Here is a 24,785-nt window from a genome sequence, read left to right on the forward strand (position 1 = left end):
CGGTACGCCGCACCGGCACCCGCACCAGGCCACGCAGCATCGACGGCAGGTCGGCCGCCGAGGCGCCCGACCTCATGGCCGCGAGGTCGAGGGGAGCCGGTACGAGCGCGGGCTCACCCGACGCCACGGTGACGTCGAGAAGGGCCAGGCCCTCCCGGGCGCCGAGGGCGCGGACGCCGTCCTTGGTCATGCGGGTGGTGTGGGTGGTGTCCAGGACACCGCCCATGCCGCTCGCTTCCGCCCACAGACCCCAGGCGAGCGAGGTGGCGGGCAGGCCTGCCATGGCCCGCTGCTGGGCGAGTGCGTCGAGGTAGGCGTTGGCGGCCGCGTAGTTGCCCTGGCCCGTGTTGCCGAAGACACCGGCGACGGAGGAGAACAGCACGAAGGCCGTCAGGTCCATGCCCGCCGTCAGCTCATGCAGGTACCGCGCCGCGTCCGCCTTCGGAGCGAACACAGCGTCCAGACGCTCCGGCGACAGGGAACCGATCACGCCGTCGTCGAGGATGCCGGCCGTGTGGACGACGGCCGTGACGGGGTGGGCAGCGAGAAGGTCGGCCAGCGCCTCGCGGTCGGCGACGTCGCACGCGGCGACGGTCACCTCAGCGCCCAGAGCCGCGAGTTCGTCACGCAACTCGACGGCGCCCGGAGCGTCCAGGCCACGGCGGCTGGTCAGCAGCAGGCCTCGCACACCGTGCTCCGCCACCAGATGACGCGCCACGAGCGCACCCAGCGCACCCGTACCACCAGTGACCAGCACCGTGCCCTCGGCAGCCCAGACACCCGGACCACCGGCGGCGACGGCCGCGCGGGCGAGACGCGGCGCGAAGACCGCTCCCCCACGCACCGCAACCTGCGGCTCGTCACCGACAAGAGCCAGAAGGTCAGCGGACAGCTCCTGATCGGCATCGAGGAGCACGAAACGATCCGGGTTCTCCGACTGCGCCGAACGCACCAGACCCCACACAGCGGCCTGATCCGGATCCACGGTCGAGTCACCCGCAACGACCACCGCACCACGCGTGACCAGCACCAGACGGGACCCGGCGAACCGCTCCTCCGCCAGCCACCCCTGCACCAGACCCAGCACACCCCGAACGTCAGGGGCGGCAGCGGCGACCAGCGCCGGCACCTCCTCCGCACTCCGGCCCAGCGCCGCCAGATCCTCGTGATCCCGGCCCAGCACCGCCACCGGAACATCCGTGGCCTGCGCCTGAACCGGCACCCACTCCACCCGGAACAGCGCATCCCGCATGCCCCGGTCGGCCGCACGCAGCTGGTCCGTGCCCACGGCCCGCACCACCAGCGAGCCGATCGAGGCCACGGCGGCACCCGTGTCGTCGGCCATCTCCAGGGTCACGCCGCCGCCGGCCGTGCCGCGCATCCGCACCCGGAGCGCCGTGGCCCCGCTGGCGTGCAGCGTCACGTCCGACCAGGCGAACGGCAGCTGCGGGCCGTCCTGGCCCGCGACGAGGCCGCCCAGGACGATCGAGTGCAGTGCGGCGTCGAGCAGCGCCGGGTGCACCCCGAACGTCTCGGCGTCGGTGCCCTCCGGCAGCGCCACCTCGGCGAAGACCTCGTCGCCCTTGCGCCACACGCCCGTCACACCGCGGAAGGCGGGTCCGTACTGGAGGCCCCCGTCGGCGAGTTCGGCGTAGAAGCCCTCGATGTCCACCGGTGCCGCACCGGCCGGCGGCCACTCGGTGAGGTCCGCGCCACCGGCAGCGGCGGCCGCGGACAGGAAACCGGACGCGTGCCGCGTCCACAGCTCGTCGTCCTCGGGACGCGAGTGGATGGCCAGAGCACGCCGGCCCTCGCCTTCGGGCTCGCCCACGCTGACCCGCAGCTGCACACCACCGTGCTCGGCGAGCACCAACGGCGCTTCGAGCGTCAGCTCGTCGACCACGGTGCAGCCGACCTCGTCACCCGCGCGGATCGCGAGCTCGACGAAGGCCGTGCCCGGCAGCAGCACGCTGCCGGCCACCACGTGATCGGCCAGCCACGGGTGGGTACGCAGCGACAGCCGCCCCGTGAACAGGAACCCTTCCGAGTCCGGCAGCGCCACCGCCGCACCGAGCAGCGGGTGCCCGGTCACACCGAGTCCGGCCGCCGTGACGTCACCGGGTACGGAACCCGAGGAACTCAGCCAGAAGTTCTCGTGCTGGAAGGGGTAGGTGGGCAGGTCGACGCGGCGGGCGCCGGTGCCGGCGAAGAAGGCGGACCAGTCGACGCGGGCGCCGGTGAGGTGGAGACGGCCGAGAGCGGTGACCAGGGACGCCTGCTCCGGGCGGTCCTTGCGCAGCGACGGGACGAACGCCACGTCGTCGGCGTCGGTCAGGCACTCCTGGGCCATGGCGGACAGAACACCGTCGGGGCCCAGCTCCAGGAACGTACGGACGCCTTCGCCGTGGAGCGTCTGGATGCCGTCGGCGAAGCGGACGGCCTCACGGACGTGACGCACCCAGTACTCGGGCGAGGTCAGGTCATCGGCAAGAGCGCCCGTGACGTTGGAGACGACCGGGATCGCAGGAACGCTGTAGGCCAGCGACTCGGCGACCACACGGAAGTCGTCCAGCATCGCGTCCATGAGGTGCGAGTGGAACGCATGCGAGACATTCAGGCGACGGGACTTCTCGAAGTGCCCCGCCACCTGCTCGACAGCGGCCTCGTCACCGGAGATGACCACGGACGAGGGGCCGTTGATCGCAGCGATGTCGACACCGTCGACCAGAACCGCACGGACCTCGGCCTCGGTCGCCCGCAGCGACACCATCGCGCCACCGGCAGGCAGCGCCTGCATCAGCGCGGCACGAGCAGCGACCAGCTTGCCCGCATCCTCCAGCGAGAACACACCCGCCACATGCGCCGCCGCGATCTCACCAATGGAATGACCGGCGAGGAAGTCAGGGCGGACACCCCAGGATTCGACGAGCCGGTAGAGCGCGACCTCGACCGCGAACAGCGCAGGCTGCGTGTTCTCCGTACGAGCCAGCGACTCCGCGTCGTCGAGGATCGCCGGGTCGAGCCCGAGCGCCGCACAGGCAGCGTCGAAGGCAGCAGCGAACACCGGGTAGGCGGCGTAAAGCTCACGCCCCATCCCGGCCCGCTGAGCACCCTGGCCGGTGAACAGCGCGGCAATCTTGCCGCCCAACACGCGACCCTTGACCGTCTGCTCACCCACCACCACGGCCCGGTGCTCGAACTGCGCACGCGCAGTCGCCAGCGTGAAACCGACACCCACCGGGTCAAGCTCAGCAGCAGCGCCCACAACCTGGGCAACCTGCGCCTCCAGGGCTTCCGCCGTCTTGCCCGACAGCACCCACGGCACCACCGGCAGCTCGACAGCAGCACCGGCAACGGCCTCGGCCTCCACCGGCGCCTGCTCGACGATCACGTGCGCGTTGGTACCGCTGAACCCGAACGACGACACACCCGCACGACGCGGACGCTCACCCTCCGGCCACTCACGCGCCTCGGTCAGCAGCTCGACCGCGCCCGCCGACCAGTCGATGTGCGGCGACGGCTCATCGGCGTGCAGCGTCTTCGGCAGCACACCGGCCCGGATCGCCATGACCATCTTGATGATCCCGCCGACACCGGCAGCCGCCTGGCTGTGCCCGATGTTCGACTTCAGCGACCCCAGCCACAGCGGCTGATCGTCAGCCCGCTCCTGACCGTACGTGGCCAGCAGCGCCTGCGCCTCGATCGGGTCACCCAGCACCGTGCCCGTACCGTGCGCCTCGACCGCGTCGACCTCCGCAGCCGACAGACCGGCCGTGGCCAGCGCCTGCCGGATCACCCGCTGCTGCGACGGACCATTAGGCGCCGTCAGACCATTGCTCGCACCGTCCTGGTTGATCGCCGAACCACGCACGACACCCAGCACCCGATGGCCCTTACGGCGCGCATCGGACAGCCGCTCCACGAGCAGCATGCCGACGCCCTCAGCCCAACCGGTCCCGTCCGCACCCGCACCGAACGCCTTGCAACGACCGTCCGCAGCGAGCCCCCGCTGACGCGAGAAATCAATAAACGCGCCCGGCGTCGACATGACGGTCACACCACCCGCGAGCGCCATGTCGCACTCGCCCTGTCGCAGCGCCTGCACCGCGAGGTGCAGCGCGACGAGCGACGACGAACAGGCCGTGTCGACCGTCACCGCCGGGCCCTCCAGGCCCAGGGCGTAGGAGACGCGTCCGGACACGACGGCCGAGGACGTGCCGGTACCGAGGAACGCCTCGACGTCCTCCGGGACGCTCGCCGTCTGCGTGCCGTAGTCGTGGTAACCGACGCCCGCGTAGACGCCGGTACGGCTGCCGCGAAGGGCCGTCGGGTCGATACCGGCCCGCTCGACGGCCTCCCAGGTGGTCTCCAGGAGCAGACGCTGCTGCGGGTCCATCGCCAGTGCCTCGCGCGGCGAGATGCCGAAGAATCCCGGGTCGAAGTCACCGGCCTCGTGCAGGAAGCCGCCCTCACGGGCGTAGATCTTGCCGGGGACGCCCGGCTCGGGGTCGTAGAGGCCCTCGATGTCCCAGCCGCGGCCGGTCGGGAAGCCGGTCACGCCGTCCCGGCCACCGAGGACGAGGTCCCACAGGCTCTCGGGGGAGGTGATGCCTCCGGGGTAGCGGCAGGCCATGCCGACGATCGCGATCGGGTCGTCGTCGAGCACCGTGACGGGCGCGGCGGACGCGGCGGCCTGTGCGGCGAGGCCGCCGGCCAGTTCCTCACCGACGAACTCCGTCAGCAGGCGGGGCGTCGGGTAGTCGAAGACGAGCGTGGCCGGCAGGCGGAGGCCGGTGGCGGTGTTGAGGCGGTTGCGGAGCTCGACGGCCGTGAGGGAGTCGAAGCCGATCTCCTTGAAGGAGCGCTCGGAGTCGACGGTCTCCGGCCCGGCGTATCCGAGGACCGCCGCCACGTTCGTCCGGACCAGTTCCAGGAGCACGCGCTCGCGCTCGGACTCGCGCAGGGCGGCCAGGCGCCGCGTCAGGGCGTCGGCGACCGCGGTGCCGGCCGACGCGACGCGGCGGCGCGGTACGTGCACGAGGCCGCGCAGCAGGTGCGGCACCTCCTCGGCGACCGGGGCGAGCACCGACGGGTCGAAGTGCATCGGGAGGGTGTGGGCGTCCTCGGCGGCGTGGGCCGCGTCGAAGAGGGCCATGCCGTCCTCGGCCGACAGCAGCGTGACACCGTCGCGCGCCATGCGTTTGATGTCGACCTCGCTGAGCGTGCCGGTCATGCCGTCGGCGGCGGCCCAGGCGCCCCAGGCCATCGAGACGCCGGGCAGCCCGGCGGCGCGCCGGTTCTGCGCGAGCGCGTCGAGGCAGGCGTTGGCGGCGGCGTAGTTGCCCTGACCCGGGCTGCCGTACGTGCCGGAGGCGGAGGAGAAGAGGACGAACGCGGACAGGTCCAGGTCCGCGGTCAGCTCGTGCAGGGCGAGCGCGGCGTCGGCCTTCGGCCGGAACACGGCGTCGACGCGGGCCGGGGTGAGCGCGTCGACGGTGCCGTCGTCGATGACACCGGCGGTGTGGACGACGCCCTTGAGCGGGTGCCCGGCCGGGACGGTCGCGAGCAGTCCGGCCAGCGCGTCGCGGTCGGCGATGTCGCAGGCGGCGACGGTCACCTCGGCGCCGAGGGCGGTCAGTTCGTCGCGCAGTGCGGCGGCGCCGGGCGCGTCGAGGCCGCGGCGGCTGGTCAGCAGCAGGCTGCGCACACCGTGCGTGGTCACGAGGTGCCGGGCCACGAGGGTGCCCAGCGCGCCCGTGCCGCCGGTGATCAGGACCGTGCCGTCGGTGTCCCAGTGGCCCGCCGGCTCGGTGTCGGGGACGGTCGCGCGGGCGACGCGCGGTACGTACACGGCGCCGCCGCGGACGGCGGTCTGCGGCTCGTCGGAGGCGATCGCGGCGGCGGGCAGGGCGTGGGCGCCCGTGGCGGCCGCGGCTTCCGCGCCGAGGTCGACGACCACGACGCGGTCGGGGTTCTCGGTCTGCGCGGAGCGGACGAGGCCCCAGACGGCGGCCTGGCCCAGGTCCGCGACGGTCTCGTCGGCGGTGACGGACATGCCCCCGCGCGTGACGATCACCAGGCGGGAGGTGCCGAAGGCGGGTTCGGCCAGCCACTCCTGGACGAGCCCGAGGGCCCAGTGCGTCGCGGCGTGGACGTCGTCGTCGACGGCGGGTGCGGTGGCGAGCACGACGGCCGGGAGGAGGCCGCCGGAGCGGACGGAGTCCGCGAGCGCGGAGAGGTCGGCGAACGCGCCGGTCGCCGCGCTTCCGGCGCCCACGAGCTCGTACGGCACGTGGGCGCCGAGCACGGCCCAGGTCAGGTCGCCCGGCGCCTCGGCCGTGAGGGGGGTCCACTCCAGGCGGAAGAGCGATTCGACATAGGCGGCGGAGGCCGCGAGGTCGGCGGTGGTGAGCGTGCGCGGGGTGAGCGCGTCGACGGAGGCCACGAGGGCCCCGGCGCCGTCGGCGATCAGGACGGAGACGTCGCCCGTCGCGGAGGGGCGCACCCTGACCCGCAGCCGGGCGGCACCGGAGGCGTGCAGCGTCACGCCGCGCAGCGCGTGCGCCACGGCCGGCCCGCCGGCGGGCGCGGCGGAGGTCAGCGCGACCGCCTGGAACGCCGCGTCGAGGACGGCCGGGTGGATGCCGTACGCACCGGTGTCCGCGCCCAGTTCCTCGGCGAGGGCGACCTCGGCGAAGACGTCGCCGCCGTCCCGCCAGACGCCCGTCACGCCCTGGAAGACGGGCCCGTACTCCGTGCCCGCGGCGGCCGCGCGCTCGTACAGGCTCGCGACGCCGACCGGCTCGGCGGCGGCCGGCGGCCAGGTCTCCAGCCCGGTGGCCGCGGCCGGTGCCCCGGCGGCGACGGCGAGCACTCCGGTGGCGTGCCGGGTCCAGCGCTGCTCGTCTGCGTCGTCCTCCGGGCGCGAGTACACGCTCAGCCGGCGGCGGCCGTCCGCGTCGGGCGCCTCGACGGTCAGCTGGACGTGGACGCCGCCGTGCTCGGGCAGGACGAGCGGGGCCTCCAGCGTCAGTTCGTCGAGTACGTCGCAGCCGACCTGGTCACCGGCGCGCACGGCCAGCTCGACGAAGGCCGACTCCGGGACGGCCACGGCGCCGAGGACCGTACGGTCCGCCAGCCAGGGGTGCGAGAGCAGCGACAGCCGCCCCGTGAACAGGAATTCGCCCGAACCGGCCAGCATGACCGAGGCACCGAGCAGCGGGTGGTTGGCCGACCCGAGACCCAGCCCGGAGACGCCCTTGCCGTGGACCGAACCCTGCGGCCAGTAGCGCTGGTGCTGGAAGGGGTAGGTGGGGAGGTCGGTGAGGCGGGCGCCGGTGCCGGCGAAGAAGGCGGACCAGTCGACGCGGGCACCGGTGATGTGGAGACGGCCGAGAGCGGTGACGACGGCGGCCGGTTCGGGGCGGTCCTTGCGGAGGGCGGGGACGAAGGCTACGTCGTCGGTCTCCGGCAGGCACTCCTGAGCCATGGCGGACAGGACACCGTCCGGGCCGAGCTCCAGGAAGGTACGGACACCCTGGTCGTGGAGGGTCCGGACACCGTCGGCGAAGCGGACGGCCTCACGGACGTGACGCACCCAGTAGGCGGGCGAGGTGAGCTCGTCGGCAAGAGCACCAGTGACGTTGGAGACCACAGGGATCGCCGGAACGCTGTAGGCCAGCGACTCGGCCACCGCGCGGAACTCCGCCAGCATGCCGTCCATGCGGTGCGAGTGGAACGCGTGCGAGACGTTCAGGCGACGGGACTTCTCGAAGTGCCCGGCGACCTGCTCGACCGCGTCCTCGTCACCCGAGATCACCACAGAGGACGGGCCGTTGATCGCCGCGATGTCGACACCGTCGACCAGAACCGCGCGCACCTCTTCCTCGGTCGCACGCAGCGACACCATCGCACCACCGGCAGGCAGCGCCTGCATCAGCGCGGCACGGGCGGCAACAAGCTTGCCCGCGTCCTCCAGCGAGAACACCCCGGCAACGTGCGCCGCCGCGATCTCACCGATCGAATGACCGGCGACGAAGTCCGGACGAACACCCCACGACTCCACCAGACGGTAGAGCGCGACTTCGACCGCGAACAGCGCAGGCTGTGTGTTCTCGGTACGAGCCAGCGACTCCGCATCGTCCAGAACGGCCGCGTCCAGGCCCAGCGCCGCACACGCCGCGTCGAAGGCGGCGGCGAAGACCGGGTAGGCGGCGTACAGCTCACGCCCCATCCCCGCCCGCTGAGCACCCTGACCGGTGAACAGCGCGGCCAGCTTCCCCTCGGTGACCTGGCCCGAGGCCACCTGCGCGCCGTCCACCAGGACGGCCCGGTGCTCGAACTGCGCGCGCGACGTCGCCAGCGTGAAACCGACACCCACCGGGTCGAGATCAGCGGCAGCGCCCACGACCTGAGCCACCTGCGCGGCCAGCGCCTCGGGCGTCTTGCCCGAGAGCACCCACGGCACCACCGGCAGCTCGACGGCGTCACCGGCGGCGGCCTCGGCCTCCACCGGCGCCTGCTCGACGATGACGTGCGCGTTCGTACCGCTGAAGCCGAACGACGAGATGCCCGCGCGCCGCGGGCGGCCGTCGGCGGCCGTCCACTCCCGGGCCTCGGTGAGGAGTTCCACCGCGCCGGCCGACCAGTCCACCTGGTCGGTGGGCCGGTCGACGTGGAGGGTCCTGGGCAGCACGCCGTTGCGCATGGCCATGACCATCTTGATCACACCGCCGACGCCGGCGGCGGCCTGCGCGTGGCCGATGTTCGACTTGAGGGAGCCGAGCCAGAGCGGGCGGCCGGCGGGCCGGTTCTGGCCGTAGGTAGCGAGGAGGGCCTGGGCCTCGATCGGGTCGCCCAGGACGGTGGCCGTGCCGTGCGCCTCGACCGCGTCGATCTCGACGGCGGACAGCCCGGCGTCGGCGAGGGCCTGGCGGATCACGCGGCGCTGGGAGGGCCCGTTCGGGGCGGTGAGGCCGTTGCTGGCGCCGTCCTGGTTGACGGCCGAGCCGCGGATCACGGCGAGGACCGGGTGACCGTTGCGGCGGGCGTCGGACAGGCGCTCGACGAGGAGCATGCCGACGCCCTCGCCCCAGCCCGTGCCGTCGGCGCCGTCCGCGAACGAGCGGCAGCGTCCGTCCGGGGCGAGGCCGCCCTGGCGCGAGAAGTCGACGAACGAACCGGGCGTCGCCATGACCGTGGCGCCACCGGCCAGCGCGAGGTCGCACTCGCCGGACCGCAGCGTCTGGATCGCGAGGTGGAGGCCCACCAGCGAGGACGAACAGGCGGTGTCGATGGTGACGGCGGGGCCTTCGAGGCCGAAGACGTAGGAGATACGGCCGGAGGCGACGCTGCTGGACGTGCCCGTGCCGAAGTAGCCGTCGATGCCCTCGGGTTCGGTGTTCTCCAGGACAGTGGCGTAGTCGTGGTAGGCGATGCCCGCGAAGACGCCGGTGCGGCTGCCGCGCAGCGACCCGATGTCGATGCCGGCGCGCTCGACGGCCTCCCAGGACGCCTCCAGGAGCAGGCGCTGCTGGGGGTCCATGGCCAGCGCCTCGCGGCGGTTGATGCCGAAGAAGCCGGGGTCGAAGTCGGCGGCCTCGTGCAGGAACCCGCCGTGGCGGGTGAAGGACGTGCCGGGCTTGGTGCCGGTGGGGTCGTACAGCGACTCGACGTCCCAGCCGCGGTCCTCGGGGAACGGCGAGATGCCGTCGGCACCGTCGGCGACCAGCTTCCACAGGTCCTCCGGGGAGCCCACCCCGCCCGGGAAGCGGCACGCCATGCCGACGATGGCGATGGGCTCGGACAGCGCGGCGGCCTGCGCGGAGTGGGCGGCCTCGACGTCCTTCAGGCGCTGGCGCGTCTGGTGCAGGTCGGAGGTGACACGCTTGAGGTAGTCGAGAAGCTTCTGTTGGTCGTTCATCGACTCAGCCTTCGAGGGGTCGCGGTGGTTCGTGTTCGTCATTCTGAGAGCCCCAACTCGTTGTCGATAAAGGCGAAGATCTCGTCGGCCGTCGCGGCTTCGAGCTTTTCCGCGACGACCTCCTCGGGCTGGTCGTCGATGGTCGTGGTGGTGGGTGATGCCGGTGCGTCGAACGCGGTGGCCGCGGCCGGGACGGCCGCGTGGAAGGAGGCGGGCGCGCCGGTGGCGGCCGCGCAGCGGGCGAGGAGCGCGCGCAGGCGGTCGGCGGTCCGGGCCCCCGCCAGGTCCGCCGCGTCCATGGCCGAGATCACGGCTTCGAGCCGGTCGAGGTCGGCCAGCAGCCGCTCCGTGCCGATGGCGTCGGGTACGAGCTCCGAGCGGAGCAGCGCGACGACGGCGTCGGGCGTGGGGTGGTCGAAGACGAGCGTCGCGGGGAGCCGGAGCCCCGTGGCCCGCTGGAGGCGCGTGCGCAGCTCCACCGCGGTGAGCGAGTCGAATCCGAGGTCCCGGAAGGGACGCCCGGGTTCGATGTCGCCCGGCGCGGCGAGGCCGAGCACGCCCGCGACCTGGATGCGTACGAGGTCGAGCAGCACGTCGTACTGCTCGGTGTCCGGCAGCTCCGCCAGCCGTCCGACGAGCGCCTCGGCACCGGCCGCGGCGGCCTCGGCGCGCTCGGCCTCGGTCCGCCGGACCTCGGGGAGCTCGCGGTAGAGCGGGTGGGCTCCGGCGGCCGATACGCCCTTGAGGAGCTCGGGCCAGTCGAAGTCGACCACGCAGACGCCGGCTTCGGCGGTCGCCGCCGAGGCGCGGGTGAGGACGGTCCCGAGGACGGATCCGGGGAGGCCGCGCAGTACGCCCGCGTCCTCGTCCTCACCGGCCCAGGGGCCCCAGCCGATGGCGGTCGCCGGCAGGCCCGCCGCCCGGCGTCGCCGGGCGAGCGCGTCGAACACGGCGCTCAGGGCGGCCGCTCCGGCCTGGCCCGGCCCGCCGATCGTGCCGGCGGCGGAGCCGCACAGCACGAACGCGGAGAGGTCCAGGCCGCGGGTCAGCTCGTCCACGGTGAGGACGGCGTCGATGTGCGCGCGCAGCTCCTCCTCGTACGCGGCGGGGTCGAGGTCGGACAGGCGGGCCTCGGCGGGCAGGGCCGGCACGTGGACCACGGCGGTGGGCGCGGAGCCCTCGGCGCCACCGGACAGCTCCTCCAGCAGTTCGGCGAGCGTCTGCCGGCCGCCGGTGCGGGTGTCGGCGAACACGACGCGCTCGGCGCCGCGTTCGGTCAGCAGACGCGCGGTGCGCGCCCGCAGCTCGCAGTCGTCGCCGGTGACCAGGACGGTGCCCCGGGGGATCCAGGCGTCGTCCTGCGCGGAGGCCGTGACGTTCTGGAGGCGGGGGGCGAACACTCCGGTGTCGCGTACCGCCACCTGGTCCTCGTCGACCGCGCCGGCCAGCACGGCCGCCAGACGGGCGACGGTCCGGTCGTCCACGGCGCCGGGCACGTCGACGACGCCACCCCAGCGCTCCCCCAGCTCGAACCCGGCCACCCGGCCGAGCCCCCACGCCGCCGCCCGTACGGGGTCGGCGACCGGGTCCGTACCGCTCGTGGACACCGCGCCCCGCGTGGCGAACCACAGCCGGCCCGCGACACCGGCCGCGTCGAGCGCCCGCACGAGCGCCACGGAAGGCACCCAGGCCAGGACGCCCGTCACGGAGGCGGCGTCGACACCGGCGCCGGCCAGGGCGTCGGCCACCGGCGGGAGGTCGTGGGCGTTGTCGTCGACCACGAGCTCGACGACCTGGGCCCCGGCCTTGCGCAGCGCCTCGGCGGAGGCCTCGGCCCAGGGGCGGTGGTCACCGTCGGCGGGGAGCACGACGAGGTGCGTGGCGCCCGGGGTCCGCACGGAACCTTCGACCACCCGCTGCCAGACGGTGCGGTACCGCAGGGGGTCGGGCCCGGACTCGGCTCCGGCCACGGCGCCACGAACGGCGGGGGCGGACGGCAGCAGCCAGAAGTGCTGGTGCTGGAAGGGGTAGGTGGGGAGGTCGGTGAGACGGGCGCCGGTGCCTGCGAAGAAGGCCGGCCAGTCGACGCGGGCGCCGGTGAGGTGGAGACGGCCGAGAGCGGTGACGAGGGCGGCCGGTTCGGGGCGGTCCTTGCGGAGGGCGGGGACGAAGGCGATGTCGTCGGTCTCCGGCAGGCATTCCTGGGCCATGGCGGACAGCACACCGTCGGGGCCGAGTTCCAGGAAGGTGCGGACACCCTGGTCGTGGAGGGTCTGGACGCCGTCGGCGAAGCGGACGGCCTCACGGACGTGACGGACCCAGTACTCGGGGGAGGTCAGGTCATCGGCCACGGTGCCGGTGACGTTGGAGACGACCGGGATCGAAGGCACGGTGTACGTGAGGGACTCGGCAATCTTACGGAACTCCGCCAGCATCCCGTCCATACGGTGCGAGTGGAACGCGTGCGAGACATTCAGGCGGCGGGACTTCTCGAAGTTCCCCGCCACCTGCTCGACAGCGGCCTCGCCACCCGAGATCACCACGGAGGACGGCCCGTTGATCGCGGCAATGTCGACACCGTCGGCCAGAACCGCGCGCACCTCTTCCTCGGTCGCCCGCAGCGACACCATCGCGCCACCGGACGGCAGCGCCTGCATGAGCGCGGCACGGGCGGCAACGAGCTTGCCCGCATCCTCCAGCGAGAACACACCAGCGACATGCGCCGCCGCGATCTCACCGATGGAGTGACCGGCGAGGAAGTCGGGGCGGACACCCCAGGATTCGACGAGGCGATAGAGGGCGACCTCGACAGCGAACAGCGCAGGCTGCGTGTTCGCGGTACGAGCCAGCGACTCCGCATTCTCCAGAACGGCCGCGTCCAGACCCAGCGCCGCACACGCCGCGTCGAAGGCAGCAGCGAACACCGGGTAGGCCGCGTACAGCTCACGCCCCATCCCCGCCCGCTGAGCACCCTGACCCGTGAACAGCGCGGCAACCTTGCCGCCCAGCACCCGGCCCGAGACGACCTGCTCACCCACCACCACGGCGCGGTGCTCGAACTGCGCCCGCGCCGTAGCCAGCGTGAAGCCGAGGTCCACCGCTTCGCGGCCCGTCGCGGCCTCGCGGACGCGGGACACCTGGGCGGTCAGTGCCTGCTCGCTCTTCGCGCTCACGAGGAGCGGTACGGCGGGGAGCTTCCGGTCGGCGCCGGCCTCGGGAGCCGTCGTCGCGGGGGCCTGCTCAAGGACCACGTGCGCGTTCGTGCCGCTGAAACCGAAGGACGACACACCCGCACGGCGCGGGCGGCCCGCCTCCGGCCAGTCACGTGTCTCGGTGAGGAGCTCGATCGCGCCTTCCGACCAGTCCACCCGGTCCGTGGGCTCGTCGGCGTGGAGGGTCTTCGGCAGGACGCCGGCCCGCATCGCCATGACCATCTTGATGATCCCGCCGACACCGGCTGCCGCCTGCGCGTGCCCGATGTTGGACTTCAGCGAGCCGAGCCACAGCGGCCGGTCACCGACGCGCTCCTGACCGTAGGTGGCGAGCAGCGCCTGGGCCTCGATCGGGTCGCCGAGGACCGTGCCCGTGCCGTGCGCCTCGACCGCGTCGACGTCCGCAGGCGACAGACCGGCCACGGCCAGCGCCTGGCGGATGACCCGCTGCTGCGACGGACCGTTGGGAGCCGTCAGACCGTTGCTGGCGCCGTCCTGGTTGATCGCCGTACCGCGTACGACGCCCAGGACCTGGTGGCCGTTGCGGCGGGCGTCGGAGAGCCGCTCGACGAGCAGCATGCCCACGCCCTCGGCCCAGCCCGTGCCGTCCGCACCCGCACCGAATGCCTTGCAACGGCCGTCCGCCGCGAGGCCCCGCTGGCGCGAGAAGTCGATGAACGCACCCGGTGTCGACATGACGGTCACGCCACCGGCGAGCGCCATGTCGCACTCACCGCCGCGCAGGGCCTGAACCGCCATGTGCAGCGCGACCAGCGACGACGAGCACGCCGTGTCGACCGTCACCGCCGGGCCCTCCAGGCCCAGGGCGTAGGACACGCGGCCCGAGACGACGGCCGAGGACGTACCGGTACCGAGGAACGCCTCCACATCCTCCGGAACGTCCAAGGTCTGCGTGCCGTAGTCGTGGTAGCCCACACCCGCGTAGACGCCGGTACGGCTGCCCCGCAGGGCCGTCGGGTCGATACCGGCCCGCTCGATCGTCTCCCAGGTGGTCTCCAGGAGCAGGCGCTGCTGCGGGTCCATCGCGAGCGCCTCGCGCGGGCTGATCCCGAAGAACGCCGGGTCGAAGTCACCGGCCTCGTGCAGGAAGCCGCCCTCACGGACGTAGCTCTTGCCCGGCAGGCCCTGCTCCGGGTCGTAGAGGTTCTCCAGGTCCCAGCCGCGGTCGGTCGGGAAGCCGGTCACGCCGTCCCGGCCGTTGAGGACCAGGTCCCACAGGCTCTCGGGGGAGGTCACGCCACCCGGGTAGCGGCAGGCCATGCCGACGATCGCGATCGGGTCGTCGTCCACCGCCTTCACCAGTACGGCGGACGCGGCGGCCTGCGCGGCGAGGCCACCGGCCAGCTCGTCACGCACATACTCCATCAGCACACGCGGCGTCGGATAATCGAACACCAGCGTCACCGGCAGCCGCAACCCCGTCCCCGCGTTGAGACGGTTCCGCAGCTCGACAGCCGTCAGGGAGTCGAAACCGCTCTCCTTGAACGACCGCTCCGGGTCCACGGCCTCGGGGCCGGAGTGACCCAGAACAGCCGCCACATCGGCCCGGATCAGACCGAGGATCGCCTCCTCACGCTCGGACCCGCTCAGCCCCGCCAGCCGCTGCCGCAGCCCCTCGGCCGCCGCCGACGAACGCGCGGCAGCCCGCCGCGTACGCGCCCGCACCAGCCCACTGAGCAACGGCGTGACCTGGGCGGTCGGCGACGTGGCCAGGGCGGCCGTGTCGAGCCGGCACCCCACGAGCAGGCCGTCGTCCAGGTTCTGCGCCGCGTCGAAGAGGGCCAGCCCCTCCTCGACGGACAGCGGCGGCATCCCCGAACGGTTCATCCGCTCCACGTCGGCCGCGGACAGCTCGGCGCCCATGCCGCTCGCCCCGGCCCACAGGCCCCACGCCAGCGACAGCCCCGGCAGACCGGCCGCCCGTCGCTGCTGGGCCAGCGTGTCCAGAAGGGAGTTGGCGGCGGCGTAGTTGCCCTGGCCGGGGTACCCCATGACGCCGGCGACGGACGAGAAGAGGACGAACGCGGAGAGGTCGAGGCCCTTGGTCAGCTCGTGGAGGTTGAGGGCGGCGTCGGCCTTGGGGCCGAAGACCGTGTCGATGTCCTCGGGCGAGAGCGCGGTGACCAGGCCGTTGGCGTGGACACCGGCGGTGTGGACCACTCCGGTGAGCGGGTGCCCGGCCGGTACGGACGCGAGGAGCCCGGCGAGCGCGTCGCGGTCGGCGACGTCGCAAGCGGTGACGGTCACCTCGGCGCCGAGCGCGGCGAGTTCGTCGCGCAGCTCGGCGGCACCGGGCGCGTCGAGACCACGGCGGCTGGTCAGCAGCAGGTGACGCACACCGTGCTCGGCCACCAGATGACGGGCGAAGAGCGCGCCCAGAGCGCCCGTACCACCGGTGATCAGAACCGTGCCGTCGGCGTCCCACCGCGGCCGGGTCCCGGCGGTGGCCGAGGCCCGCGCCAGGCGCGGCGCCCACAGGGCGTCACCGCGGACCGCGAGCTCCGCCTCGCCGCAGGCCGGTACGGAGGCGGGAAGTACGGGCAGGCCGGCGGCCGGGACGTCGACGAGGACGATCCGGTCGGGGTTCTCGGACTGCGCGGACTTCACCAGGCCCCGGACGGCGGCCTGTGCCAGGTCCTGGACGCCTTCGGTACCGGCGACGGACACGGCTCCCCGTGTGACCAGCACGAGCCGGGAGTCGGCGAACCGCTCCTCCGCCAGCCACTCCTGCACCAGGCCGAGGACCCGGTGAGCCGCGTCCCGCACCGCGCCGGGGGCCGGCTCGGGCGAGGCCGCCGGGCAGACGGCGAGTACGTACCCGGGAACCTCCGCCGCCTCACGGAGCTCCGCCAGACCGGCGAAGACACCCGCGGCCTCGCCCGCGCCGTCGAGCCGGCACAGAGCGGCGTCGCCCTCGCCGCCGAGCATGGCCCAGGAGACGGCCGGAGACGGCGCCGTAAGGGTGGGGAGCTGCTTCCACTCGACGCGGAAGAGCGCGTCGGCCGGCAGCGACGCGGAGCCGAGTTCGGCGGCGGAGAGCTCACGCGGGACGAGCGAGTCGACGGAGGCCACAGGGGCCCCGGCCGTGTCGGTGACCGTCACCGACACGCCGTCCGTCGCCGACGGGCGCACCCGTACGCGGAGCCGCTCCGCGCCGGAGGCGTGCAGCGTCACGCCGCGCAGCGCGTACGCCGTGGCCGGGCCGCCGGACGGGGACGCACCGTTCATGTCCGCGATCCGGAACGCGGCGTCGAGCAGGGCGGGGTGGAGCCCGTACGACGCGACGTCCGTGCCCTCGGGCAGCGCCACCTCGGCGTGGACGTCGTCGCCCGCGCGCCAAGCGGCGGCGATGTCCGCGAAGCCGTCGGCGCGCAGAGTGTCGACGTCGACGCTCGCGGCACCCACGGGCGGCCACACAGCCAGGTCTGCGGCGTGGACAGCGGCCGGACCTGCCGAGAGGAGACCGTCCGCGTGCCGCGTCCAGCGCTGCTCGGTCTCGTCCTCGCGCCGCGAGTGGACGGCGAGGACGCGCCGGCCCTCGCCGTCGGGCTCCCCGACGGTGACGCGCAGCTGGACCCCGCCGCGCTCGGCGAGCGGGAGCGGCGCGTGCAGCGTGAGCTCGTCGACGGTGGAGCAGCCCACCTCGTCACCCGCGCGGACGGCGAGCTCGACGAACGCGGCGCCCGGCAGCAGAGCCGTACCGGCCACGACGTGCTCCGCCAGCCACGGGTGGGTGCGCAGCGACAGCCTGCCGGTGAGCACGTAGCCGTCGGGAAGCGCCACGACGGCACTCAGGATGGCGTGTCCGGCCGAGCCCTGGCCCATGGCGCTCGCGTCGTTGCCGAGGGGCGCGGACTCCAGCCAGTAGGACTGGCGCTGGAAGGGGTAGGTGGGCAGGTCGACGCGGCGGGCGCCGGTGCCGGCGAAGAAGGCCGGCCAGTCGACGCGGGCGCCGGTGATGTGGAGACGGCCGAGAGCGGTGACCAGGGAGGTCGGCTCCGGGCGGTCCTTACGGAGGGCGGGGACGAAGGCGATGTCGTCCGCGTCGGCGTCGGCCAGGCACTCCTGCGCCATCGCCGACAGGACGCCATCGGGGCCCAGTTCCAGGAACGTACGCACGCCTTCGGCGTGGAGCCTACGAACACCGTCGGCGAAACGGACCGCCTCACGGACGTGACGCACCCAGTACTCGGGCGAGGTCAGGTCATCGGCAACGGCCCCGGTGACGTTGGAGACGACCGGGACAGTCGGGGCGCTGTAGGTCAGCGACTCGGCCACCGCGCGGAAGTCCTCCAGCATCCCGTCCATGCGGTGGGAGTGGAAGGCGTGCGAGACGTTGAGGCGGCGGGACTTCTCGAAGCGGCCTGCCACCTGCTCGACCGCAGCCTCGTCACCCGAGATCACCACGGACGACGGGCCGTTGATCGCCGCGATGTCGACACCGTCGACCAGAACCGCACGAACCTCGGCCTCGGTCGCGCGCAGGGAAACCATCGCGCCACCCGCTGGCAGCGCCTGCATCAGGGCAGCACGGGCCGCTACAAGCTTCGCCGCGTCTTCCAGCGAGAACACACCCGCCACATGCGCAGCAGCAATCTCACCAATCGAGTGACCGGCGAGGAAGTCGGGGCGGACACCCCAGGATTCGACGAGACGGTAGAGCGCGACCTCGACCGCGAACAGAGCGGGCTGCGTGTTCTCGGTACGGGCCAGTGCTTCGGCATCGTCCAGAACAGCCGCGTCCAGGCCCAGCGCCGCACACGCCGCGTCGAAGGCGGCGGCGAACACCGGGTAGGCGGCATAGAGATCACGGCCCATACCGGCCCGCTGGGCACCCTGACCGGTGAAGAGCGCGGCGACCTTGCCGCCGAGCACCCGGCTCTTGACCGTCTGCCCCTCAACCACCACGGCCCTGTGCTCGAACTGCGCGCGGGTCGTGGCCAGTGTGAAGCCGACACCCACCGGGTCCAGATCACCAGCAGCGCCCACAACCTGGGCGACCTGCGCGTCCAGCGCCTCAGGCGACTTCGCCGACAGCACCCACGGCACCACCGGCAGCTCGACAGCAGCACCGGCAACGGCCTCTGCCTCGGCCTCCACCAGCGCCTGCTCCACGATCACATGCGCGTTCGTACCGCTGAACCCGAACGACGAGATACCCGCACGACGCGGACGCCCGTCGACCGTCGCCCACTCCCGCGCCTCGGTCAGCAGCTCGACAGCACCATCGGCCCAATTCACCTGGTCCGTGGGCGTGTCGGCGTGCAGCGTCTTCGGCAGGACCCCGTGGCGCATGGCCATGAGCATCTTGATGATGCCGCCGACACCAGCAGCCGCCTGCGCGTGGCCGATGTTCGACTTCAGGGAGCCGAGCCACAGCGGCTCGTCCCCGGCCCGCTCCTGACCGTACGTGGCCAGCAACGCCTGCGCCTCGATCGGGTCACCCAGCGTCGTACCCGTACCGTGCGCCTCGACCACGTCGATCTGAGCGGCGGACAGACCGGCCGAGGCCAGGGCCTGCCGGATCACCCGCTGCTGCGACGGACCGTTCGGCGCCGTCAGACCGTTGCTGGCACCGTCCTGGTTGATCGCCGAACCACGCACGATGCCCAGGACCTGGTGGCCCTTGCGGCGCGCGTCCGACAGCCGCTCGACGAGCAGCATGCCCACGCCCTCGGCCCAGCCCGTGCCGTCCGCCTCCGCGCCGAAGGCCTTGCAGCGGCCGTCCGCCGACAGCCCCCGCTGACGCGAGAAATCGACAAAGGCGGCCGGTGTCGACATGACGGTCACACCACCCGCGAGCGCCATGTCGCACTCACCGGCCCGCAGCGCCTGCACCGCCATGTGCAGCGCGACCAGCGACGACGAACACGCCGTGTCGACCGTCACCGCCGGACCCTCAAGCCCGAACAGGTACGACACACGGCCCGAGACCACGCTGCCGGCCGTGCCCGTGCCCAGGAAGCCGTCGACGCCTTCCGGGGCGATGGCGTCCATGCCCAGCGCGTAGTCGTGGTACATGACGCCCGCGAAGACACCGGTACGGCTGCCGCGCAGCGCGGACGGCTCGATGCCCGCCCGCTCGATCGTCTCCCACGTGGTCTCCAGCAGCAGACGCTGCTGCGGGTCCATCGCCATGGCCTCACGCGGCGAGATCCCGAAGAACGCCGGATCGAACTCGTCCGCGCCGTGCAGGAAACCGCCCTCACGCGTGTACGAGGAGCCGGGCCGCTCACCCGTCGGGTCGTACAGGTTCTCCAGATCCCAGCCACGGTTGACCGGGAACCCGGAGACACCGTCCCGCCCACCCGCGACCAGCTCCCACAAGTCCTCGGGCGAGGTCACCCCGCCCGGGTAGCGGCAGGCCATGCCGACGATCGCGATCGGGTCGTCGTCCAGCGGTACGGACGTCCCGCCCGGCGCGGCCGTCTCCGCCGCCGCGGCGAGGTCGCCCAGCAGTTCGTCCGTCAGGTGGCCGGTCACGGCGGAGGCGGTCGGGTGGTCGAAGACGAGGGTCGCCGAGAGCTTCAGGCCCGTGGCCGTGTTGAGCCGGTTGCGCAGCTCGATCGCGGTGAGGGAGTCGAAGCCGAGCTCGGTGAAGGCGCGTTCGGGCTCGATCGCCGCGCCCGACGCGTGGCCGAGGACTGCGGCGACCTCGTCGCGCACGAGGCCCAGCAGGAGGCTCGTGCGCTCGTCCTCCGCCAGCGGCAGAAGCCTTCCGCGGAGCGACTCGCCCGCGCGCCCGGCGCGGGCCCGCCGCACCGGTACCCGGACCAGGGCCCGCAGCAGCGCCGGGAGCGGGCTCGTCGTCGCGCTCGCGCGGAGGGCGGCGAGGTCCAGCGGTATCGGTACGAGCACGGGCTCGCCGGACGCCACCGCGGCGTCGAACAGCGCGAGACCGTCCCGGGGCGCGAGGGCCGGGAAGCCGTCCTGTGCCGTGCGGGAGGCGTGGGCCGCCTCGGCCGCACCCATGCCGTCGCCGCTGTCCCAGAGGCCCCAGGCGAGGGAGGTGGCGGGGAGGCCCGCGGCGACGCGCTCCTGAGCGAGGGCGTCCAGGTAGGCGTTGGCGGCCGCGTAGTTGCCCTGACCGGCGTTGCCGAAGACACCGGCAGCGGAGGAGAAGAGGACGAACGCCGACAGGCCCATGCCTGCCGTCAGTTCGTGCAGGTGCCGGGCCGCGTCCGCCTTCGGTCCGAAGGCCGCGTCGATGCGCGCCGGGGTGAGCGAGGCGACGGTGGCGTCGTCGAGGAGGCCGGCGGTGTGGACGACGGCGCCGATCGTGTGCGACGCCAGCAGGGCCGCCACCGCGTCGCGGTCGGCGACGTCGCACGCGGCAACGGTCACCTCGGCACCAAGAGCGGCGAGTTCGTCACGCAGCTCGGCGGCACCGGGCGCGTCGAGACCACGGCGGCTGGTCAGCAGGAGACTGCGCACACCGTGCTCCGCCACCAGATGACGCGCCACGAGCGCACCCAGCGCACCCGTACCACCAGTGACCAGCACCGTGCCCTCGGCAGCCCAGACACCCGGGCCACCGGCGGCGACAGCCGCCCGCGTCAGACGCGGCGCGAAGACCGCTCCCCCACGCACCGCAACCTGCGGCTCGTCACCGACAAGAGCCAGAAGGTCAGCGGACAGCTCCTGATCGGCATCGAGGAGCACGAAACGATCCGGGTTCTCCGACTGCGCCGAACGCACCAGACCCCACACAGCGGCCTGATCCGGATCCACCACCGAGTCACCCGCAACGACCACCGCACCACGGGTCACAACCACCAGACGGGACCCGGCGAACCGCTCCTCCGCCAGCCACCCCTGCACCAGACCCAGCACACCCCGAACATCCGAAGCGGCAACGGCGACCAGCGCCGGCACCTCCTCCGCACTCCGGCCCAGCGCCGCCAGATCCTCGTGATCCCGGCCCAGCACCGCCACCGGAACATCCGTGGCCTGCGCCTGAACCGGCACCCACTCCACCCGGAACAGCGCATCCCGCGTGCCCCGGTCGGCCGCACGCAGCTCATCGGCGGCCACCGGCCGCACCACAAGCGACTGCACCGACGCCACTGCGACGCCGGCGGCGTCCGCCAGCTCGATCACAGCGCCCTGGTCCGAGGGCGAGACGCTGACCCGCAGCACGCTCGCGCCCGCCGCCCTCAGCGTCACTCCACGCCACACGAAGGGGAGTTCGGCACCGGAGGATCCGTGGGCCGCCCCGTGCGCCGGACCGTTTCCGGCCCCCGCCGCCGCGCTCACGTGCAGTGCCGCGTCGAAGAGCGCCGGGTGCAGACCGTACGACGTGACGTCCGTACCGTCCGGCAGGGCCACCTCGGCGAAGAGCTCCTCGCCCTTGCGCCACGCGGCCCGTACGCCCTGGAAGGCGGGGCCGTACTCAAGACCCGTCGCCGCGAGGCCCGCGTACAGGCCCTCTACGTCCACGGCCTCGGCACCGGCCGGCGGCCAGGCGGCCTGCGCCGGGGCCGTGCCGGCCGGCTCGGCGGCGGACAGGAAGCCGGACGCGTGCCGCGTCCAGAGACCGTCGCCCTCGGGGCGCGAGTGGACGGACAGCCCGCGCCGGCCGTCGCCGTCGGGCTCGCCCACGGTGACGCGCAGCTGGACGGCGGCGTCCTGCTCGCCGAGCACCAGCGGTGCTTCGAGGGTCAGTTCGTCGACGACGGGGCAGCCGACCTCGTCGCCCGCGCGGACGGCGAGTTCCACGAAGGCGGTGCCCGGCAGCAGCACGCTGCCCATCACCACGTGATCGGCCAGCCACGGGTGCGTACGCAGCGACACCCGGCCGGTCAGGAGGACGCCGTCCGAGTCGGGGAGGGACACGGCCGCGCCCAGCAGCGCGTGGCCGGCGGCGCCCAGGCCGAGGCCGGGGGCGTCCAGGGCCGGGCGGCCGCCGCGCGGCCAGTAGTCGCGGTGCTGGAAGGCGTACGTCGGCAGGTCGACGCGGCGGGCGCCCGTACCGGCGAAGAACGCGGACCAGTCCACCGCGCACCCGGCGACGTCCAGCCGTCCCAGGGCCGTGACCAGCGAACCCGGCTCGGGGCGCGCCTTGCTCAGCGCCGGGACGAACGTCACGCCCTCGGCATCGGCCAGGCATTCCTCCGCCATCGCCGACAGCACACCGTCGGGGCCGAGTTCCAGGAAGGTGCGCGCGCCCTCCGCGTGCAGCGTCCGGACGCCGTCGGCGAAACGGACCGCCTCACGGACGTGCCGGACCCAGTACTCCGGCGAGGTCAGGTCGTCCGCCAGGGCGCCGGTGACGTTCGAGACGACCGGGACGACCTGGACGCCGTAGGTCAGCGACTCCGCGACGGCGCGGAACTCCGCCAGCATCCCGTCCATGCGGTGGGAGTGGAACGCGTGCGAGACATTCAGGCGACGGGACTTCTCGAAGTGCCCCGCCACCTGCTCGACAGCGGCCTCGCCACCCGAAATCACCACGGAGGACGGCCCGTTGATCGCGGCGACGTCGACACCGTCGACCAGAACCGCACGAACCTCTTCCTCGGTCGCACGCAGCGACACCATCGCACCACCGGACGGCAGCGCCTGCATCAGATGGGCACGGGCCGCGACCAGCTTCGCCGCGTCCTCCAGCGAGAACACACCCGCCACATGGGCCGCCGCGATCTCACCGACGGAGTGACCGGCGACGAAGTCCGGCAGTACGCCGTACGACTCCACGAGCCGGTACAGCGCGACCTCGACGGCGAACAGCGCGGGCTGCGTGTGCTCCGTACGGGCCAGCAGCTCGGCGTCGTCCAGAACGGCCGCGTCCAGGCCCAGCGCCGCGCACGCGGCGTCGAAAGCCTTCGCGAACACCGGGAACGCGGCGTACAGCTCGCGCCCCATGCCCGCCCGCTGCGCGCCCTGGCCGGTGAAGAGGACGGCCAGCCTGCCCTCGGAGGCCTGGCCCGAGGCCACCGGTACGCCGTCCACCAGGAGTGCCCGGTGCTCGAACCGCGCCCGCGCCGTCGCCAGCGTGAGGGCGACGTCCGCCGGGTCGAGCCCGGCGGCGGCGTCCCGCACCCGCGCGAGCTGCGCGTCCAGCGCCTCCGCCGTCCTGCCCGAGACCAGCCACGGCACGGCGGGCAGCGTGCGCCCGGCGGTGACCTCGGCGGTCTCCTCGGCCGGGGCCTGCTCGACGATCACGTGCGCGTTCGTGCCGCTGATGCCGAAGGACGAGACACCGGCGCGGCGCGGCCGGCCCTCGGCCGCCGTCCACTCGCGGGCCTCGGTGAGGAGTTCGACCGCGCCGGCGGTCCAGTCGATGTGCGGCGACGGCTCGTCGGCGTGGAGGGTCTTCGGCAGGACGCCGGCCCGCATCGCCATGACCATCTTGATGATCCCGCCGACACCGGCGGCAGCCTGCGCGTGCCCGATGTTCGACTTCAGCGAACCGAGCCACAGCGGCCGGCCGGCCGCGCGCTCCTGGCCGTACGTGGCGAGGAGCGCCTGCGCCTCGATCGGGTCGCCGAGGACCGTGCCCGTGCCGTGCGCCTCGACCGCGTCGATCTGGTCCGCGGACAGGCGGGCGCCGGCGAGGGCCTGGCGGATGACGCGCTGCTGCGACGGGCCGTTGGGCGCCGTCAGACCGTTGCTGGCGCCGTCCTGGTTGATCGCCGAGCCACGGACCACGGCCAGCACCCGGTGGCCCTTGCGACGGGCGTCGGAGAGCCGCTCGACGAGGAGCATGCCGACGCCCTCGCCCCAGCCCGTGCCGTCCGCGCCGGCACCGAACGCCTTGCAGCGGCCGTCCTCCGCCAGGCCCCGCTGCCGCGAGAAGTCGACGAACGTCTCGGGGGTGGCCATGACGGTGACGCCACCGGCGAGGGCCATGTCGCACTCGCCCCGGCGCAGGGCCTGGATCGCCCAGTGCAGGGCGACCAGCGAGGACGAGCACGCGGTGTCGACCGTGACCGCCGGGCCCTCAAGACCGAAGGTGTAGGCGACGCGGCCGGAGGCGATGCTGCCGCCGGTGCCCATGAAGCCCTCGACCTGCTCGGAGGTCTGCTCCAGCACGGAGATGTAGTCGTGGTACATCACGCCCGCGAAGACACCCGTGCGGCTGCCGCGGGCGGCGTCCGGGCTGATGCCCGCCCGCTCGAACGCCTCCCAGGTGGCTTCGAGGAGCAGCCGGTGCTGGGGGTCCATGGCCAGCGCCTCGCGGGGCGAGATGCCGAACAGGGCCGGGTCGAAGGCCGTGGCGTCGTCGAGGAAGCCGCCGGAGCGGGTGTAGGTGGTGCCCTGGTGGTCGGGGTCGGGGTGGTACAGCCCGTCGAGGTCCCAGCCGCGGTCGGTGGGGAAGCCGCCGATGGCGTCACCGCCCGTGGCGACGAGGTCCCACAGGTCCTCGGGCGAGCGGACGCCGCCGGGGAAGCGGCAGCTCATGCCCACGATCGCGATCGGCTCGTGGGCCTCCGCGGTCAGCTTCCGGTTCTGCTCGCGCAGCCGCTCGGTCTCCTTCATGGAAGCGCGGAGCGCCTCGATGATGCGTGCGTCGGAAGAACTCATTCTGGGCTGTTACCTCTCGCGGTTTCTCGCGGTCTCGCGGGTTCTCGCTTGTTCGCGGGTTCTCGCTCGTCTCGTGGGGCCGGGCCGGCCCGTGGTCTCGCCGG

General features: G+C 73.4%; 2 protein-coding genes (1 of these 2 only partly in view). Both read right to left on the reverse strand.

From position 1 onward, the window contains the following. Nucleotides 1-9,922, reverse strand: partial view of a type I polyketide synthase gene (locus SMD11_RS36285; protein ID WP_234365965.1) — the 5' portion only. The gene continues 7,895 nt to the left of window position 1, outside the view; only the first 9,922 of its 17,817 coding nucleotides appear in the window; its start codon is at nucleotides 9,920-9,922; its stop codon lies beyond the left edge, outside the window. 38 nt (nucleotides 9,923-9,960) lie between these two features. Next, complete coding sequence (locus tag SMD11_RS08265) at nucleotides 9,961-24,681, reverse strand: type I polyketide synthase (protein ID WP_087925821.1); 14,721 nt, start codon at nucleotides 24,679-24,681, stop codon at nucleotides 9,961-9,963. Nucleotides 24,682-24,785 lie beyond the last annotated feature (104 nt).

The organism is Streptomyces albireticuli (assembly GCF_002192455.1).
Classification (GTDB): domain Bacteria; phylum Actinomycetota; class Actinomycetes; order Streptomycetales; family Streptomycetaceae; genus Streptomyces; species Streptomyces albireticuli_B.

Bases quoted from the DNA above. Each gene is read 5' to 3' on its own strand.
- SMD11_RS08265 (WP_087925821.1), bottom strand. From the start codon at position 24,681: ATGAGTTCTTCCGACGCACGCATCATCGAGGCGCTCCGCGCTTCCATG.